A 16,473-nucleotide genomic window follows, 5' to 3' on the forward strand; every position below is an offset into this window, starting at 1 on the left:
ACCTCTCCACCGCCGCCAAACACGGCAGGCACTTCTTCGACACCCTCGTCATGCTCGCCGAGGGACGGCCCTGGCTGCCCGCACCCCAATGACCTGACTAGTTACCGACCCGGAACAGAAGCCACGCCGGAACCCGTGACGCGACCGCATTTCCCGAACAGGCGCGGTGAGGACTCCTTGTGCGCGCTGAACCGGCCGGCCACGGGAGTGGGATCGGGTGCGTACGCGCAACAGTTGCGGGTAGGGACATGGCGTTGCTGCTGACCGACGACGCGAGAGGAACACGATGAAGAGCACCCTGCTGCACGAGACCGACGGCCTGCGCACGTTCGCCGTCGTCATGGCCAAGGGCGACGAGGCCGCCGAGGAGCTGGCCCGGTTCGCCCAGGAGCACGAGATCTCCGCCGCCGCGCTGACCGCGGTGGGTGCGTGCCGCGAGGCCACGCTGGGCTACTTCGACCCGGACGTCATGCGGTACCAGGACATCCCGGTCACCGCGCAGGCCGAGATCCTCTCGCTGGTGGGGGACGTCGCGACGAAGGACGAGAAGCCCGCAGTGCACGCGCACGCGGTGCTCGGCCTGCGCGACGGCTCCACCGTGGGCGGACACCTGCAGCGTGCGGTGGTGTGGCCGACGCTCGAGGTGATCGTCACCGAGTCGCCGGCCCACCTTCGCAAGCGCGTCGACGAGGAGACGGGCCTGGCGCTCATCGCGCTCGACCGGAGCGGGTGAGCGGGCAGAGCGGCCGTCAGAGCTGCCAGGACCGCAACCAGATCGTCTGCGCCGACCGGCGCAGGGCGGACAGGGTGTCCTCCGACAGCACGGCGTCGGTGTCGGTGAGGACGTACCCCTGCTCACCGCGGGTCGACAGCGACTGGCCGATCACGTTCGCCCCGGTCTCGGCGAGCAACCGGTTGATCTCGGCGAGCACACCGGGCAGGTTCTCGTGCAGGTACCCCATCCGGAACGTGCCGTGGGGCTGCGGCGCGGACACCTGCGGAAGGTTCACCGAGAGCTCCGTGCTCCCCGCCCCGACGAACCCCAGCAGCTTGTTCGCCACGAAGTGGCCGATCTCCTCCTGCGCCTCCTGCGTCGAGCCGCCGACGTGCGGGGTGAGGATGACGTTGTCGAGTCCCCGCAGCGGCGACTCGAACGGGTCGCCCTGCGCCTTCGGCTCGAGCGGGAAGACGTCGATGGCCGCACCGGAGAGGTGCCCGGACAGGATGTTGTCGCGCAGCGCGGCGTCGTCGACCACCATGCCGCGGGAGGCGTTGATGAACACCGCCCCGGGCTTCATCATCGCGAACCGCTCGGCGCCGAAGAGGCCCGCGTTGCCGGGCCTGCCGTCGACGTGGATGCTCACCACGTCCGCCTCGGCCAGCAGCTCCTCCAGCGTCCCGACCCGGCGCGCGTTGCCGTGCGCCAGGCGGTCGGAGGTGTCGAAGAAGATCACCCGCATGCCGATGGCCTCGGCGATGTTGGACAGCTGCGTGCCGATGTTGCCGTACCCGACGATGCCCAGTGTGCGCCCGCGGAACTCGTGGCTGCCCTTCGCCGACTTGTCCCACACGCCCTCGTGCATGCGCTGGGTCTTCTCCGTGAGCCGGCGAGCCAGGGCGACGATCTCGCCGAGCACCAGCTCGACGACGCTGCGGGTGTTGGAGAACGGCGCGTTGAACACGGCGAGGCCGCGCGCCGCCGCATCGTCGAGGTGCACCTGGTTGGTCCCGATGCAGAAGCACCCCACCGCCAGAAGGTCCTTCCCGGCCTCGAGCACGGCCGGCGTCACCGTCGTGTTCGAGCGGATCCCCAGCACCGACACGCCCGGCAGGGCCGCGACGAGCTCGTCCTCGCTCAGCGAACCGGAGCGCGCGTCGACCTCGAAGCCTGCACGTTCGAACGCCGCTGCCGCGACCGGGTGGATGTTCTCGAGAAGCATCGCCTTCACCCCGCCAACCTAGGCTCGGACGCCGCCGCGCCCTCACCCGCCTCCTGCAACGCGATGCGCGTCGCGAACGAGTCCACAGCCGGGAGCCGGTACGGGTGCCCGATCCGGCCGTCGTCGAGCGAGCGAGGTGGTTCCGGTGCTGCAGATCGACGTCGTCGAGACCGGGGAGCTGGGTGACCGCAGCTACGTCGCCCACGACGGCAGCACCGCGATCGTGGTCGATCCCCAGCGGGATCTCGGCCGGGTGGATGCGCTGCTCTCCGAACGGGGGGTGACGCCTGCCGCCGTCGCCGAGACCCACACCCACAACGACTACGTGACGGGTGGCTTCGAGCTGGCTCGGCGGGTACGCGCGGACTACCTCCTCGCCGCCGCGGACGAGGTGCGCTTCGCCCGCCGCGCCGTGGCCGACGGCGACGCGCTGGCCTACGGAGGGCTGACCGTGCGCGTCGTCGCCACGCCCGGGCACACCCACAACCACCTCGCCTACGTCGTCACCGCGGCCGGCGACGACCGCGTCGGCGCCTTCACCGGCGGTTCGCTGCTCTACGGGAGCGTCGGGCGCACCGACCTGCTCGGCAGCGCGAGCACCGACGCCCTGACCCGCGCCCAGTTCCGCAGCGCGCGCACGCCATCGCCGATGCGCAGCGGCAGCTCACCCGCATCGGGATCGAGCGGCCCGCCGGAGCCGCCGCCGGCAGCGTCGAGGCGATGCGCGACGGCAGCCCGCTCGGCAGCTACGGGTGCGCCACGTTCGGCGACCTGCGGACGTCGCGCGACGCCGTCGTGCTCGACGTCCGCCGCGACGACGAACGGGCGGCAGGCCACATCCCGGGGTCGATCCACATCCCACTGCACGCGCTGCTCCATCGGATGGAGCAGGTGCCCGACGGGCGGGTCTGGGTCCACTGCGCCAGCGGGTACCGCGCTTCCATCGCCGCGAGCCTCCTGGCCCGCTCCGGCCGCGACGTCGTCCTCATCGACGACGACGGTCCGGGGTAGCGATGCGTCCGAAGCGGGACTCGGCGGGATCGGCGTACACGTGCAGGCCGAACTGCTCCGACAGCTCACGGCACAGGTTGATCCCGCGGACGCTGTTGCCGTGAACGTCCAGACCGGGTGAGAAGACGCCGCCACCGAAGTAGCCCGGCAGAGCGAACATGATGCCGCCCGAGACGCCGCTCTTGGCCGGGATGCCGACGTCCGAGGCCCACTGCCCGGCAGCGTCGTACATGCCGCAGGTCGACATCACGCTGATCACGTCCCGGACGTGTTCCCTGGCCATCGCCCGCTCGCCGGTGTGCGGGTTGACCCCGCCGTTGGCGAGCGTGCCGCCCATCGCGCCCAGCTCCCGTGCGGTCACCGTGACCGAGCAGACGGACAGGTAGACCAGGATGTTCTCCTCGATGTCGCCGTGGAGCATGCCCAGGCTGCGCATGAGGTAGCTCAGGCCGAGGTTGCGGTCGTTCGAGACCATCTGCTCGGCCAGGACGTCCTGGTCGATCTCGAGGTCGGGGTTGCCCGCATAGCGGCGGACCCGGTCGAGCAGCCGCGCGACCTTCTCCTCCCCGTCCTTCCCCGCCACGAGGTTGGCCGCCACCAGCGCACCTGCGTTGATCATCGGGTTGAACGGGCGGTTGTTGACCTCGTCGAAGCTGATCGAGTTGAAGGGGTCGCCGCTCGGCTCCACGCCGACGCGCTCGCGGGTGGCCTCGCGGCCGTTGTCCTCGAGGCCCAGGCCGTAGGTGAAGACCTTCGAGATCGAGTGCAGCGGGAACCTGTGGTCGGCGTCGCCGATCGCCCAGGTCGTGCCGTCGACGTTGCTCGTCGCGATACCGAAGCGGTGACGCTCCGACACCGCTTCGGGTGGGTAGAAGCTGACCACGTCATCGTCGCCGATGGCGAGATGGCGGCGGTGCAGGTCCTCGAGTTGCTCCTGGACGACCCTCGCCTCGTCGTGGCTGACCATCGCGCTCCTCCTCGTGAACCGCTGCAGCGAACGTATCGTCGCATCGCGGCCGGAGGGTCGACGTCGACGCCGACTACGCCGGTCGAGGGACGGGGAGGCGGGTGAGCGCGTCCAGAGCGACGTGGATGCCGCGCTCGACGCCGGCGTCGACCACCGCACGGTGCGGGTCGTAGCCCGTGGTGTCCATGAGCTCGTCGGCCGCCGCGCCGTCGATGACGAGTGCGCCCGCGCACGTGAGGCCGCGCAACGTGCCCAGCACGAGCAGCGCCGAGAGCTCCATCTCGATGGCCAGCACGCCGGCGTCCACGTACATCCGGAGCGGGAGCTCCAGGTGGGAGGGGTAGAACGCGGCCCGCGTCCAGACCAGCCCGCGGTGGTGCGGGGCCCCGTGCTCGACCGCGGCGCCCGTCAGGGCGAGGACCGCTTCCGGGCTCGAGACCGCCGGGAACTCGGCCGGCACGAGTTGCGCGGTGACCCCGTCGTCGCGGACCGCGGCATCGGCGATCACCAGGTCACCGTCCTCGATCCCCGGCTGCAGCGCGCCCGCCGTGCCGAGCCTGATGATCGTGCTCACCCCGGCGTCGGCGAGCTCCTGGAACAGGCAGATCGCACCCGGGCCGCCCACGCCATGCGAGGAGACGAGGACCTCGACGCCCTTCCAGCGCCCCCGGAAGGTGCGGTACTCGCGGGCGTGGGCCACCTCGGACGCGTCGTCCAGCACGTCGGCGATGCGCTGCGCCCGGAACGGGTCCCCCACGACGAGCGCCCGCTGCGGGCTGCCGGTGCGCGGGATGCGCGTGACCGGGAGCAGATCTGGACGGTTCATCGCTGTACCTCGTCGGAGTCGCGGTGGTAGGAGGCCATGTCGTGGGGCGAGAACCGGCCCCGGTCGGTCACCACGGCGCTGACGAACCGCGGGGGCGTGATGTCGAAGGCGGGGTACAGCCCGGTGACCTTCGTGGATGCGGTGCGCCTGCCGAGGCAGTGCAGGACCTCGTCCCCGTCGCGGTCCTCCAGCTCGACGGACGCGGCGTCGGGCGCCTGGCGGTCCGGGGCCTGCACGAGCGCGACGTACGGGACGTCGAACGCGTGCGCGGACACCGCGATCTGGAGCGTGCCGATCTTGTTCACGACGTGGCCGTCCATCGTGACTCGGTCGGCCGCGGTGACGAACACGGAGACGTCGCCCCGGCTCATCAGGTGGGCGGCCATGCCGTCGGTGATGAGGCGGGTGGGCACGCCCATCTCCGCGAGGCTCTCCGCCGTCAGGCGGGCGCCCTGCAGGTACGGCCTGGTCTCGGTGCAGATCGCGTCGATCCGCTTGCCGGAGGCCACGACCGCGGCCACCGTCTCGGTGAGGTAGGACTCCGCCCAGCAGTGGGTCAGGAGGGTCGCGCCGTCCGGGATGAGCGTGGCCGCATGCTCGCCCAGCGCGCGGCTGCGCGCGAGGTAGCGGTCACCGGCGTCGCGGGCGCTGCGTTCCGTCACCGGTGCGAGCGCCTCCCCGGCGGCCACAGCGTTCTCGGCGACCTCGAGCAGTGCGGTGACGACGTCCCGGATCTGGTTGTTCGTCCGTCGCGTCGCCATCAGCCGGTGGCCGGCCGCGACCATGAACTCCCGACGCTCCCCGGTGGTGGCGAGCCGGTCGGCGGCCCGCGCGGCCAGCGTCATCCCGGCGGCAGCCGCGAAGAACGGGCCGCTGCTCTGGGTGACCATCTCCTCGATGGCCCGCGCCACGTCCTCGTGGTCGCGGCACGTCACCCACTTCCGTTCGAACGGGAACACCCGCCGGTCCAGGATGTGGACGGCGTCGTCGTCGACGAGGACGTTCTGGCTGATGAGGGTGGGGACGGCAACGGGGTCGGTGCCGGTCGGGGTCACACGTTCTCCTGGTGGTGTTGCGATGCTCGGTCGCCGGGCGGCCGCGGCCGACGGGTGGACAGCAGGCTCCGGCCGCGCAGGCTCGCTGCGATCAGGGCCAGGAGGGTGATGGCGTAGGGGGCCGCCGAGGCCACCTGCGACGGGAGGCCCAGACCCTGCAGGCGGAACCCGATCGCTTCGGTGGTGGCGAACAGGACGCTGGCGAGCAGGACCCCGAACGGCGCGGCCTGCCCGAGCATCACCGCGACGACGGCGACCCAGCCACGGCCTGCCGTCATGTTCTCGGAGAACAGGATGACGTTGCCGAGCGCGAGCTGCGCGCCGGCCAGTCCGCAGAGCACACCGCTGGCCAGCACCGCGGCGTGCCGGTAGGTGGCCGGGTTCACGCCGAGGCTGTGGGCCGCCTCGGGCGCCTCGCCGACGCCCTGCAGCCGGAACCCCCAGATGTGGCGGCGCAGGAACAGCGACAGGATCGGGACCAGCACCCAGGCGAGGTAGGTCAGCGGGGTCTGCCCGCCCACCGTGGGGAGGCCCTGCAGACCCGGGTCGGTGAAGGTGCCCTGGACGCCGAAGGTGGTGCGCAGCAGGAACGCGGTGAGCCCCACCGCGAGCAGGTTCAGGGCGATACCGATGATGATCTCGCCGCCGCCGAGCCGGATCGAGGCCACGGACAGGACGGCGGCCATCGCCGCTCCGGCGAGCACGGCCGCCAGCACCCCGATCCACGGGCTCCCGCCGAACCAGCTCCCCGCGACCGCGGCGAACGCGCCGACGAGCATGAACCCTTCGAGACCCACGTTGAAGACGCCGGCCTTGGCGCACAGCGCCCCACCCAGGGCGGCCAGCAGGACCGGTGTGAGAGCGCGCAGGACCGACGAGACGAGGGAGATGTCGACGATGTCGGCGAACATGCTCAGACCTCGTTCTTCCGGGTGCGCCGCCCCGCCACGCCGATGCTCGCCGCGAGGATCACGATCACGACGGCCTGCAGCACCGAGCTCAGCTCACGGGGGATGTCGGTCGCCCGTTCCATGCCGAACCCGCCCACCTGCAGCGCCGCGAAGGAGGCGCCGGCCACCGCGGCGCCGAGCGGGTTGGCGCGCGCGAGCATGGCGGCCAGCAGCCCGGTCCAGGTGTAGCTCGGGGCGATCAGGGCTCCGTCGATGAAGCGGTGCGGGAAGGAGGTCACGACGATCGCCCCGACCAGGCCGGCGACGGCCCCGCCGCCGACCATCACCCGCGTCACCATGCGGGGGACGTCGACGCCGGCGTACTCGGTGAACCGACGGTTCAGCCCGGTGAGCCGCACCTCGTACCCGAACGGCGTCCTGCGGTCGATCATGACGATCACCACGACGACGGCCACGACGATCAGCAGGCCCGCTCCGACGCCGAACACCGTCGGCATCCGGAAGGCCTCCGCGAGCGTGGGTGTCTGGGGCAGCCCCGTGCCGGGATCGCGCAGCGGGAACCGCACCAGGTAGGAGCCGAAGGCCACGACCGGGTAGGACAGCAACAACGAACTGACCAGCAGCGGCACCCCCAACCGGTTCTCCAGCAGGGCGGGTACCCATCCGACGAGCCCGCCCGCCGCAGCCCCTGCCGCGAGCGCGACCAGCAACGACACGGGCATCGGCAGGTCGATCACGGTGCCCACGGCCACCGCGGTGATCCCGCCCAGGACGATCTGCCCCTCGCCGCCGAGGTTCACCACCCCGGCCCGCAACGGGATCGCCACGGCGAGCGCCATGGCGACCACCGGCACCGCGACCGAGATCGTGTTGCGCCACTGGCTCGGGCCGCCGAACGCCCCGGCCACGATCGCCGCGTAGGCCTCGACCGGGTTGCCACCCGCCCCGATCAGGATGATCGAACCGACCAGGAGCGACCCGAGCAGTGCGAGTGCCACCGGCGAGGCCAGGAGCCCGCGGCCGGCCGTCTGCAGGACCGTCACCGCTCGTCGTCCCCGCCGGGCTCGCGGTCCCCCGGTGCGATCCCCGACATGGCGAGGCCCACCTCCTCCTCGGTTGCGCGTTCGCGAGGGACCACCGCGACCACGCGCCCCTCGAACATCACGACCAGGCGGTCGGCCAGCGCGAAGAGCTCGCTGAGCTCGGCCGAGGTCAGCAGCACGGCGTGGCCGGCGTCGCGGTAGGCGCGCAGCCGGGCGTGGATGTTCTCGATGGCGCCGATGTCGACGCCGCGCGTCGGCTGGTCCACCAGCAGGACCGGCGCGTCGTGGGCCATCTCGCGCCCGACGATCAGCTTCTGCAGGTTCCCCCCGGACAGTGTCGCGGCGGGAACGGCCGCGGACCGGACCTTGATGCCGAGCGCGCCGACGATCTCGTCGGCGTGCCGGCGGGCCGCCTTGCGGTCCATCGTCCAGCCGCGCCGCAGCGGCGGGCGCCGGTGGAAGCCCATGCAGAGGTTGTCGCCGACCGGCGCATCCACCGCGGACCCGGTGGCCGCCCTGTCCTCGGGGATGTAGGCGATCCCCACCTGCCGCCGCTGCCCGGCCGACAGCGCGTCGAGGCTCGTCCCGTCGACCCGGACGCTGCCGTGTCCAGCAGCGCGCAACCCGGCGATGGCCTCGAGCAGCTCCATCTGACCGTTGCCGGCCACACCGGCGATGCCCACGATCTCACCGGAACGCACCTGCAGGGACACGTCGTCGACCACCGGGCGGCCGGCCGGGCCGGGCACCGTGAGCCGGTCGACCTCGAGCACGGGTGCTGCCGGGCGGCCGGGAACCCACCGGCCGTCGAGGTCGACCGACCGGCCGGTCATCTGCCGGGCGATCTCGTGGGCGTCGGTGTCGGCCGTCGTCAGGCGCGCGACGGTCCTCCCGTCGCGCAGCACGGTGACCGAGTCGCTGATCGCGAGCACCTCGCCCAGCTTGTGGGTGACGATCACCGCGGTGCGCCCGGACGCGCGCAGCGTGCGCAGCACGTCGAACAGCAGCGCGGCCTCCTGCGGTGTGAGGACCGCCGTGGGCTCGTCGAGGATGAGGACGCGGGCGTCGCGGTACAGGGCCTTGAGGATCTCGACGCGCTGGCGGACGCCGACCGACAGGGACGCCACGCGGGCCCGCGGGTCGACCTGCAGCCCGTGGCGCTCGGCGAGGTCGGCAACCGCGCGCACCGCCGCCTTGCGGTCGAGCACACCGGGCAGCCGGTGCGGCTCGGCCCGGTACACCACGTTCTCGGCCACCGTCATCGACGGGAAGAGCCGGAAGGACTGGTGCACCATGCCCATCCCGGCCGCGGTGGCGTCGATCGGCGACCGGAACCGGGTGGGCACCCCGCGCACGCGCACCTCGCCCGCGTCCGGTGCGACGAGCCCGTACAGCACGGACATCAGCGTCGACTTGCCGGCGCCGTTCTCGCCCACGAGGGCGTGGACCTCCCCGGGCGCGAGGCTCAGCTCGGCCTGGTCGTTGGCCAGCACGCCGTTCGGGAACCGTTTGACGATGCCCGACATCTCGACCTCGGGCTCGCCGGAGCCGCCGCCGTCACTCCCCTGCCGGGTCATCGACCCGCACCTCGCCGGCGACGATCTGGTCGCGCACCTTCGCGAGCTCGGCCTGCACCTCGGGGTGCTGGGCGATGACGCACTCGGTCTCCGCGAGGCCCTCCTCCAGGCCGGTCAGCGTCACGCCGCCCTCGGCCAACCCGTAGGAGACCGTGGTGCCGCCCTCGCCTGCGAGGATCTTCGCGACGCCGTCCGCCGTGACGCGGTCGACCTCCTTGATCACGTTGTCGACGACCTTGCCCGGCGCGAGCCCGCACTGGTCGACGTCGACGCCGAAGGCGGCGAACGAGCTCTGCTTCGCCGCGTCGAAGACGCCCAGGTTACCCGCGGCGCTCGAGGCGATGACCTGGTCGACCGACTGCGCCGCGAGGGACAGCGCCTGCTCCTTGGCCCGCGCGGGGTCGTTGAACGGGCTCGGCCCGCCGACGTAGAGCGGGGTGAAGCCGACCTGCGGGTTCACGTGCTTCGCACCGGCCCCGAAGGGGTCGGAGAACCGGCGGATCTGCGGGGTGTCGAGCGCCACCACGGCGCCGACGTGGTTCGTCGTGGTGAGCATCCCGGCCTCCACCCCGGCGAGGAACGTGCCCTCGTGCTCCCGGAACACGGCGCACGTGACGTTGGGGAACTGCTCGGTGGTGCACGCGTCGACGAACAGGAACTGCTGCTCGGGATTGGCCGTGGCCGCGGCCGCGATCGAATCGGCGAACTCGAAGCCGACGACGGCGAGGACGTCGGGCTGCTCGGCGACAGCCGCCTCGACCTCCTGCTGGACGGTCGTCGCGTCCTGGCTCTGGAAGACCTTCGAGGACGCTCCCGCCTGTGCGGCCGCGTCCTCGATGCCCGTCACCGCCAGCTGCAGGAAGGGGTTCACCCCCACCGGCTCCGGGGTCACCAGGATCAGCGACCGGCCGTTCTCGGCGGCGGCGGGTCCGCGGTCGGCGTTCGCGTTGCAGCCGGCGAGAACGGCCGCGCACAGCGCGACGGACGCGCCCGCGACGAGGCGCCTGCGCGCTGGAGACATGACCGCTCCTGTAAGTCGTCTGACGTCTATTCTCTGGTAGCTTAGCGGCCACCACACGGTGGGTAGTCGTCGGCGTCGAGCCCCGGAGGGCGTACATGGCAACCCGCCGGCTCCGCGACGCGCGGCCGCTCCCCGTCCAGCTCGCCGACCAGGTGCGGCAGCGCATCAGTGACGGCGACTGGGAGCCCGGTCATCGCCTGCCGTCGGAGCAGCAGCTCGCCGACGAGTACGGGGTCAGCCGCGCCACGGTGCGCAGCGCGTTGCGCCGGCTCGCCGAGAGCGGCCTCCTGCGAGTGCGACAGGGGGCCGGCACGTTCGTCACCTCGCACCGCGACGGGATCCGGACGGGCCTGCAGGACCTCCGCTCGACGAGCCGCATCATCGCGGAGCAGGGCTACACGTGCCAGGTCGTCTACCGCCTGCGCGAACACCGGCAGGCCACCGAGGACGAGGTGCGCCGCCTGGACAGCACCGGCCCCCTGCGGGTCATCGCCCTGCAGCGCAGCTTCCTGGCCGACGGCGAGGTCGTCGCGTTCGAGCACGACCTCATCAACGCCGAGGCCCTTCCCGACACCGCCGACCCCGCCGACATCACCGGCTCGGTCTTCGACCACCTCGAACCCTTCGGCCTCCTGCCGGCCCAAGCCGTCGCCCGCGTCCACGCCGTGCACGACGCGTCGGTCGGATGGGGCCCGGTGCGCCCGGAAACGCCGCTGTACGTGTGCCTCGACCAGGTGCACTACCTGCCCAGCGGCGCGCCGATCACGTGGTCGCGAACCTGGTTCGTCGAGGACAAGTTCGAGTTCGTCCTGGTACGCAGCCGGTGAGCTCGATCCACTGCACACACGATCGCCACGGCTCCGATCGGCCCGAACAGCTCCCGTAGGATCCCCGGGTGCCTCCGCTGACCACCGATTCTCCGGATCAGCCGTGCGAGGACCGGGTTCTGCTCGATCTCTGGCAACCCGTGGGAGCCGTCGAGGCGTTCCCCCGGGGCCGCGTCCGGGGCGACCAGCTCCTCGGTGTCCCCCTGACCGTGGGCCGCTCCCCCGACGGCGAGGTCGCCGCGTGGCGGCGCCGGGACGGCGACTCCCCGTCGCAGGTGTGGCCCGCTGACGGGCCGGTGGCGCCGCTCCTGCCGACGATCGAGCGGTACGGCCACGTGTGGACCTCGCTCGGCACCCCGCGGCCGCTGTTCGCCATCCCGGAAGCCGACGAGCCCGACCGGCGCCTGCTCCACGCCGCGTCGGTCATGGTCCACACCTCGGCGCCGCGGAGCATCGAGAACTTCCTCGACATGGGCCACTTCCCGTTCGTCCACACCGACGTCCTGGGCGCCGAGCCCCACACCGAGGTGAAGGACTACAACGTCCGGGTCTCGGTGCCCGACCAGGAGATCCTGGCCACCGACTGCGTCTTCTACCAGCCCCAGGCCGCGCTCGAAAGCACGGGCGGGGCCGAGGTCGACTACGTGTACCGGGTCCCGCACCCCTACTGCTCGGTGCTGTACAAGTCGAGCCCGGGGCACGAGGGGCGCCTCGATGTCATCGCCCTGTTCGTGCAGGCGATCGACCAGGAGCACATCCGCGCCCACATGTGGTTGTGCCTGCTCGACGACAACCAGCCCGACTGGGCCCTGCGGCGGTTCCAGGTGTCGATCTTCGGTCAGGACAAGCCGATCCTGGAGAACCAGGTCCCCCGCAGGCTGCCGCTCGACCCCCGGGCCGAGACCCCGATCCGGGCCGACAAGTCCGCGGTGGCGTACCGCCGCTGGCTGGGCCAGCTGGGTGTCCGGTACGGCGTCCTCCCCGGTGCCGCGTGATGCCCGCATGACGCGCACCGATCTGCTCCGACGCGCCGAGCACGCCTGGCACCCGGTCGCGTCCGAGAGCGAACTCGTGCACCGGCACGTGTTCCACGGCCAGCTGCTGGGCCAGGAGCTGGCCCTGTGGCGGGCCGACGACGACCACGTCAACGTGTGGGAGAACCGGTGCCTGCACCGCGGGGTGCGGCTGTCGATCGCGGTGAACGACGGCCGCGAGCTGAAGTGCCAGTACCACGGCTGGCGCTACGCCAACCGCACCGCGGCGTGCACCTACATCCCGGCCCACCCCGCGGACGCCCCGGCACGCACGATCTGCAACCGCACCTACCCGGTGCGGGTCAGCGGCGGGATGATCTGGACGGCGGTGGGCGAACCGACCGACGAGCCGCCCGAGCTCGGGGCGGGCCTCGTGCTGCGTCCCATGCCGGTACGGGCGGTGCCCTCGGCCGTGGTGGCCCTGCTGCTCGAGCAACCCCCCGCCCTCCCCGATTCCGCGCCGCCCGACGCGAGGCGACACGGGGACTTCCTCGTCGAGCTCGTTGGCGTGGGCGCCCTCGTGGTGCAGCCGATGGACTCCGCCCGCGCGGTCGTGCGGGGCGTGCTGCACGGGCCGGTGCCGGCGCAGGACCGGTTGCCGCTCCTGCGCCACTTCGACCGGGCCCTGACCCGGCTGCGGGAGACCGCGCAGGAGCGGGCGACCGGCGACACCGCCCCGGAACCGCTCCTGCCCCGCTACGAACCCGTCCCGAAGGAACTGGCGTCCCTGCCGGAGAGCACCGACCACCACGACCTGCCCACGCGCGTCCAGGTGCTCAGGACGTGGACGGCCGGCGCCGGCGTCAGGGGCCTGGAGCTGGGCCCGGTGGGCGAGCGTCCGCTGCCCAGCGGGCAGGCGGGCGCCCACCTCGACGTCGCGTTGCCCGGCGGCGTGGTCCGGCAGTACTCGTTGGTGAACGGGCCCGGTGAGACCGACCGCTACGTCATCGGCGTGAAGCGCACCGACGATTCGGCGGGCGGCTCGGTGGCCGTGCACGAGCAGGTCCGCGAGGGCGACGTGCTCGCGGTGTCGCTGCCCCGCAACGGCTTCCCGCTGCGGCAGGACCGCACCCGGACGCTCCTGGTCGCCGGCGGGATCGGGATCACGCCGCTGCTGGCGATGGCACAGGCGTTGCAGCACCAGGGGCTGCACTACGAGCTGCACTACTTCGCCGCCGACGACGCGGCCGTGGCCTTCGGCGACCGCCTGGCGGCACTGCGCAACGTGCGCACCGTCACCGGCCTCGATCCCGCGGCCACCCGGGCCGAGCTGCAACGGCTGCTCGCCCCGGCGCACGAGGACGCGCAGGTCTACTTCTGCGGGCCGCCACCGATGCTCGACGTGGCGCGCGAGGTCGCGAGCAGCTCCGGCTGGTCGCCGGACGAGGTGCACTTCGAGTACTTCCGCAACGACCACGAGATCGACGACAGCAGCCGCTTCGAGGTCGTCCTCGCCCGGTCCGTCCTGAACCTGACGGTCGAGCCGGGGCGCACCATCCTCGAGACCGTCCGCGCGGCCGGTGTGGTGGTGCCGTCCTCCTGCGAGCAGGGCGCGTGCGGCACGTGCCTGGTGACGGTGATCGACGGCCGGCCCGACCACCAGGACGTCTACCTCGACGACGCGGAGCGGGCGGCCGGCGCCTCGGTGATGACCTGCGTCTCCCGGTCGCTCACCCCCCGGCTGACGCTCGACCTGTGAGAACGGCGATGATCACTCTCTACGACGACGAGACGTCCGCCCAGTGCTACCGGGTACGCGCGACGCTGGGGGTCCTCGGCCTGGGCTTCCGTGCGGTTGCGGTGCAGGAGTACGAGGTCGGCCCGGACGAGGAGCGGCCGGCCGTGGTGCTCGTCGACGAGCAGGCCGACCCCACCGCGGTGGTGCACGACGACACGGCGGCCCTGCTGTACCTGGCCCGCGTCCACGACCGCGAGCACGGCCTGCTCCCCGACGAGCCGGCGCGCCTCGCCGCGGTGCTGGACTGGCTCGTCTTCGCACGCGGGCTCACGACCTCGGCCGGAGCGGCCCGGCGCCACGAGTCGTTCGGCGAGCCGCTGGACCTGCCACCCGCCCAACAGGAGGCACACCGATTGCTGCGCGTGCTCGACCGTCATCTGTGGTTCGGGGAGCAGCGGGGCGAGGACTTCCTCGCCGGCGCGTTCTCCCTCGCCGACATCGCGTGCTTCGGCGACGTGGCCCTCTGCGAGGAGGGCGGCGTGTCCCGGCAGGACTACCCCGCCGTGCGGCGCTGGTGTGACCGGGTCAAACGCGTGCCGGGGTTCCCCCTGATGTCCGGGATCTTCCCCGCGGCCGCCGGCCGTCCGGCATGAGCGTCCTGGACCGTGCCCGTCGCCATCCCGTGGACGAGGTGCCCTCGGCGGGCAAGCTCGCCGTCTACGGGTTCCAGCACGTGCTGGCGTTCTTCGCCGGTGGCGCGATCGTCATCCCGATCCTGGTGGCGTCGTCGCTGGGCCTGAGCGGCGGCGACCTCGTCCACCTCATCAACGCCGCCCTGCTGACGTGCGGGATCGCCTCGATCGTCCAGTCGGTCGGCTTCTGGAAGGTGGGGGTACGGCTCCCGCTGCTGCAGGGCGTCGCGTTCGTGGCGGTGTCGCCGATGATCGCCATCGGTCTCGGTGCCGGCGGCGGCACGGAAGGGCTTCGCACGGTCTACGGCGCCGTCATCGTGTGCGGCCTGATCACGTTCGCCATCGCACCCGTCTTCAGCCGCCTGGTGCGCTTCTTCCCCCCGGTCGTCACGGGATCGGTCATCACCATCATCGGCCTGGCACTGCTCCCGGTGGCCGCCGCGAGCGCCGCAGGCGGCGACGGCCCCTCGTTCCACCCCGACAGCGCCCGGAACATGGCCTACGCGCTCGGCACGCTCGCCGTCATCGTGCTCGTGCACAAGGTGTCGCGGGGCTTCCTGTCCACGATCGGCGTGCTGCTCGGGCTGGCGCTGGGCACCCTCGTCGCCTGGTTCCTCGGCGACACCGACTTCACCGAGCTGGGCACCGCCTCGTGGGTGGGGTTGTCGACGCCGTTCCAGTTCGGCACACCGCAGCTCTCGATCGGCGCGATCCTCTCGATGATGGTGGTCATGCTGATCACCGCGGTCGAGACCACCGGTTCGGTGTTCGCCGTCTCGGAGATCGTCGGGCGACGCGTCCGGGGGGACGACATCACGCGCGCGATGCGGGCCGACGGGCTGTCGGTGGCGGTCGGTGGCACCTTGAACTCGTTCCCCTACACCTGCTTCAGCGAGAACGTCGGCCTGGTGCGGCTCACCGGTGTGAAGAGCCGCTGGGTGATCAGCGCCGCCGGGCTCTTCATGATCCTGCTCGGCCTGGTGCCGAAGTTCGCCGCCGTCGTCACCGCCATCCCGGCGCCGGTGCTCGGCGGCGCCTCCCTGGCCATGTTCGCCATGGTGTCGGTCGTCGGCTTCCAGATCCTCGCCCGGGTCGACTTCCACGACCACCGCAACTCGCTGATCGTCGCCGCCAGCATCGGGATGGCGATGTACGTCACCGCGGTCCCCGAGGTGTCGGGGGCCGTCCCGGAGTGGGCACAGATCTTCGTCGGCAGCGGGATCACGCTGGGCGCCCTCACCGCGATCGTGCTGAACCTGCTCTTCCACCACCTCGGCCGTCGGCGTCGCCCGGAGGCTGCGACACCGGACGCCGCGGCCCTGCCGCTCGAGCAGGTCAACGCCATGAGCCACGAGGAGTTCGGCGCGACCTTCGCACCGCTGTTCCACGGCCCCACCCCGGCGATCGCCCGTACCTACGAGAGGCGCCCGTTCGCCACCACGGACGACCTGAGGGACGCCCTCCAGGAGGCCTACTTCGCCTCCACGGACGACGAGCTGCAGCGGTTGCTGTCGTACTACCCGGATCCGGAGGGGCCGAGCGATCTCGGCGAGCTCGCCGCCGCGTACCGGAAGCGCTTCGGCTTCCCCATGGTCATGAGCGCAGGTGAGCAGCCACGCCTCGAGGAGGTGTTGGAGCACGGGGCACAACGGCTGACCAACGCCCCCGCCCAGGAACGCCACGCCGCGGTCCTGGAGGTCGCCCGGATCGCCGATCACCGCTTCCGCGACCTGGTCGCGAGCGAGGAGAACGCGCGGCCGCCTGCCGCGTGAACCCGTGATCGGGTGGCCTGTGAGCGGACACACGCGATCAACTGGATCGATTCGGCCTCGGGGCCTTGTTCGTAATTCGAGTTGGCCGCGCGTCGCCGCGTGCCCGTGAGTAACGCTCC

Annotated in this window: 15 protein-coding genes; 7 read left to right on the plus strand and 8 right to left on the minus strand. The window is 72.1% G+C overall.

What is annotated here, in order from left to right:
* Window positions 1–286 precede the first annotated feature (286 nt).
* Window positions 287–733: a PPC domain-containing DNA-binding protein gene (locus CFP66_RS42895; protein WP_094931128.1), complete on the plus strand. Its 447-nt coding sequence runs from the start codon at window positions 287–289 to the stop codon at window positions 731–733.
* A gap of 16 nt (window positions 734–749) precedes the next feature.
* Here CFP66_RS42895 and serA read toward each other — a convergent pair whose 3' ends face one another.
* Complete coding sequence (gene serA / locus CFP66_RS42900) at window positions 750–1,940, minus strand: phosphoglycerate dehydrogenase (RefSeq protein ID WP_233160203.1); 1,191 nt, start codon at window positions 1,938–1,940, stop codon at window positions 750–752.
* Window positions 1,941–2,660: 720 nt separating this feature from the next.
* On the opposite strand from serA, the gene CFP66_RS50560 reads away from it, so the two are divergent.
* On the plus strand, window positions 2,661–2,951 hold the full coding sequence (locus CFP66_RS50560; RefSeq protein WP_369805278.1) for a rhodanese-like domain-containing protein: 291 nt from the start codon (window positions 2,661–2,663) through the stop codon (window positions 2,949–2,951).
* Here CFP66_RS50560 and glsA read toward each other — a convergent pair.
* The 7 genes from glsA to CFP66_RS42940 all read right to left on the minus strand — a co-directional run bounded on the left by glsA (window position 2,926) and on the right by CFP66_RS42940 (window position 10,351).
* Window positions 2,926–3,918, minus strand: a complete 993-nt coding sequence (glsA, locus tag CFP66_RS42910) for a glutaminase A (RefSeq protein ID WP_094931130.1) — start codon at window positions 3,916–3,918, stop codon at window positions 2,926–2,928. The two genes, CFP66_RS50560 and glsA, sit on opposite strands and share 26 nt — an antisense overlap.
* A gap of 73 nt (window positions 3,919–3,991) precedes the next feature.
* Window positions 3,992–4,744, minus strand: a complete 753-nt coding sequence (locus CFP66_RS42915) for a nucleoside phosphorylase (protein WP_094931131.1) — start codon at window positions 4,742–4,744, stop codon at window positions 3,992–3,994.
* The gene (locus CFP66_RS42920; protein WP_094931132.1) at window positions 4,741–5,799 is read right to left on the minus strand and encodes a s-methyl-5-thioribose-1-phosphate isomerase; all 1,059 of its coding nucleotides are present in this window, start codon (window positions 5,797–5,799) and stop codon (window positions 4,741–4,743) included. Before CFP66_RS42920 ends, CFP66_RS42915 begins: the two co-directional genes overlap by 4 nt.
* Entirely contained in the window at window positions 5,796–6,710 is a 915-nt protein-coding gene (locus CFP66_RS42925; protein WP_233160193.1) for an ABC transporter permease, read from the minus strand. Before CFP66_RS42925 ends, CFP66_RS42920 begins: the two co-directional genes overlap by 4 nt.
* Before the next feature lie 2 nt (window positions 6,711–6,712).
* Entirely contained in the window at window positions 6,713–7,753 is a 1,041-nt protein-coding gene (locus CFP66_RS42930; RefSeq protein ID WP_233160195.1) for an ABC transporter permease, read from the minus strand.
* Complete coding sequence (locus CFP66_RS42935; RefSeq protein WP_094931133.1) at window positions 7,750–9,330, minus strand: ABC transporter ATP-binding protein; 1,581 nt, start codon at window positions 9,328–9,330, stop codon at window positions 7,750–7,752. Before CFP66_RS42935 ends, CFP66_RS42930 begins: the two co-directional genes overlap by 4 nt.
* A complete protein-coding gene (locus tag CFP66_RS42940) occupies window positions 9,311–10,351 on the minus strand; it encodes a BMP family ABC transporter substrate-binding protein (RefSeq protein WP_094931134.1) in 1,041 nt (346 codons plus the stop codon). Before CFP66_RS42940 ends, CFP66_RS42935 begins: the two co-directional genes overlap by 20 nt.
* A 95-nt stretch (window positions 10,352–10,446) precedes the next feature.
* On the opposite strand from CFP66_RS42940, the gene CFP66_RS42945 reads away from it, so the two are divergent.
* The 5 genes from CFP66_RS42945 to CFP66_RS42965 all read left to right on the plus strand — a co-directional run bounded on the left by CFP66_RS42945 (window position 10,447) and on the right by CFP66_RS42965 (window position 16,354).
* Entirely contained in the window at window positions 10,447–11,178 is a 732-nt protein-coding gene (locus tag CFP66_RS42945) for a GntR family transcriptional regulator (protein WP_094931135.1), read from the plus strand.
* Between the two features lie 68 nt (window positions 11,179–11,246).
* Window positions 11,247–12,173: an aromatic ring-hydroxylating dioxygenase subunit alpha gene (locus tag CFP66_RS42950; protein ID WP_233160196.1), complete on the plus strand. Its 927-nt coding sequence runs from the start codon at window positions 11,247–11,249 to the stop codon at window positions 12,171–12,173.
* Between the two features lie 7 nt (window positions 12,174–12,180).
* Window positions 12,181–13,911: a Rieske 2Fe-2S domain-containing protein gene (locus CFP66_RS42955; protein ID WP_198962068.1), complete on the plus strand. Its 1,731-nt coding sequence runs from the start codon at window positions 12,181–12,183 to the stop codon at window positions 13,909–13,911.
* Window positions 13,912–13,919: 8 nt separating this feature from the next.
* Complete coding sequence (locus tag CFP66_RS42960) at window positions 13,920–14,543, plus strand: glutathione S-transferase C-terminal domain-containing protein (protein WP_094931136.1); 624 nt, start codon at window positions 13,920–13,922, stop codon at window positions 14,541–14,543.
* The gene (locus CFP66_RS42965; protein ID WP_094931137.1) at window positions 14,540–16,354 is read left to right on the plus strand and encodes a solute carrier family 23 protein; all 1,815 of its coding nucleotides are present in this window, start codon (window positions 14,540–14,542) and stop codon (window positions 16,352–16,354) included. Before CFP66_RS42960 ends, CFP66_RS42965 begins: the two co-directional genes overlap by 4 nt.
* Window positions 16,355–16,473 lie beyond the last annotated feature (119 nt).

The sequence above is a fragment of the Pseudonocardia sp. MH-G8 genome (assembly GCF_002262885.1).
Taxonomy (GTDB): domain Bacteria; phylum Actinomycetota; class Actinomycetes; order Mycobacteriales; family Pseudonocardiaceae; genus Pseudonocardia.

Excerpts from the sequence above, each read along its gene's own strand:
- CFP66_RS42895 (WP_094931128.1), top strand. The coding sequence starts at position 287 with ATGAAGAGCACCCTGCTGCACGAGACCGACGGCCTGCGCACGTTCGCC.
- CFP66_RS42955 (WP_198962068.1), top strand. The coding sequence starts at position 12,181 with ATGACGCGCACCGATCTGCTCCGACGCGCCGAGCACGCCTGGCACCCG.
- serA (WP_233160203.1), bottom strand. The coding sequence starts at position 1,940 with ATGCTTCTCGAGAACATCCACCCGGTCGCGGCAGCGGCGTTCGAACGT.
- CFP66_RS42965 (WP_094931137.1), top strand. The coding sequence starts at position 14,540 with ATGAGCGTCCTGGACCGTGCCCGTCGCCATCCCGTGGACGAGGTGCCC.
- CFP66_RS42915 (WP_094931131.1), bottom strand. The coding sequence starts at position 4,744 with ATGAACCGTCCAGATCTGCTCCCGGTCACGCGCATCCCGCGCACCGGC.
- glsA (WP_094931130.1), bottom strand. The coding sequence starts at position 3,918 with ATGGTCAGCCACGACGAGGCGAGGGTCGTCCAGGAGCAACTCGAGGAC.
- CFP66_RS42925 (WP_233160193.1), bottom strand. The coding sequence starts at position 6,710 with ATGTTCGCCGACATCGTCGACATCTCCCTCGTCTCGTCGGTCCTGCGC.
- CFP66_RS42945 (WP_094931135.1), top strand. The coding sequence starts at position 10,447 with ATGGCAACCCGCCGGCTCCGCGACGCGCGGCCGCTCCCCGTCCAGCTC.
- CFP66_RS42935 (WP_094931133.1), bottom strand. The coding sequence starts at position 9,330 with ATGACCCGGCAGGGGAGTGACGGCGGCGGCTCCGGCGAGCCCGAGGTC.
- CFP66_RS42960 (WP_094931136.1), top strand. The coding sequence starts at position 13,920 with ATGATCACTCTCTACGACGACGAGACGTCCGCCCAGTGCTACCGGGTA.
- CFP66_RS42940 (WP_094931134.1), bottom strand. The coding sequence starts at position 10,351 with ATGTCTCCAGCGCGCAGGCGCCTCGTCGCGGGCGCGTCCGTCGCGCTG.
- CFP66_RS50560 (WP_369805278.1), top strand. The coding sequence starts at position 2,661 with ATGCGCGACGGCAGCCCGCTCGGCAGCTACGGGTGCGCCACGTTCGGC.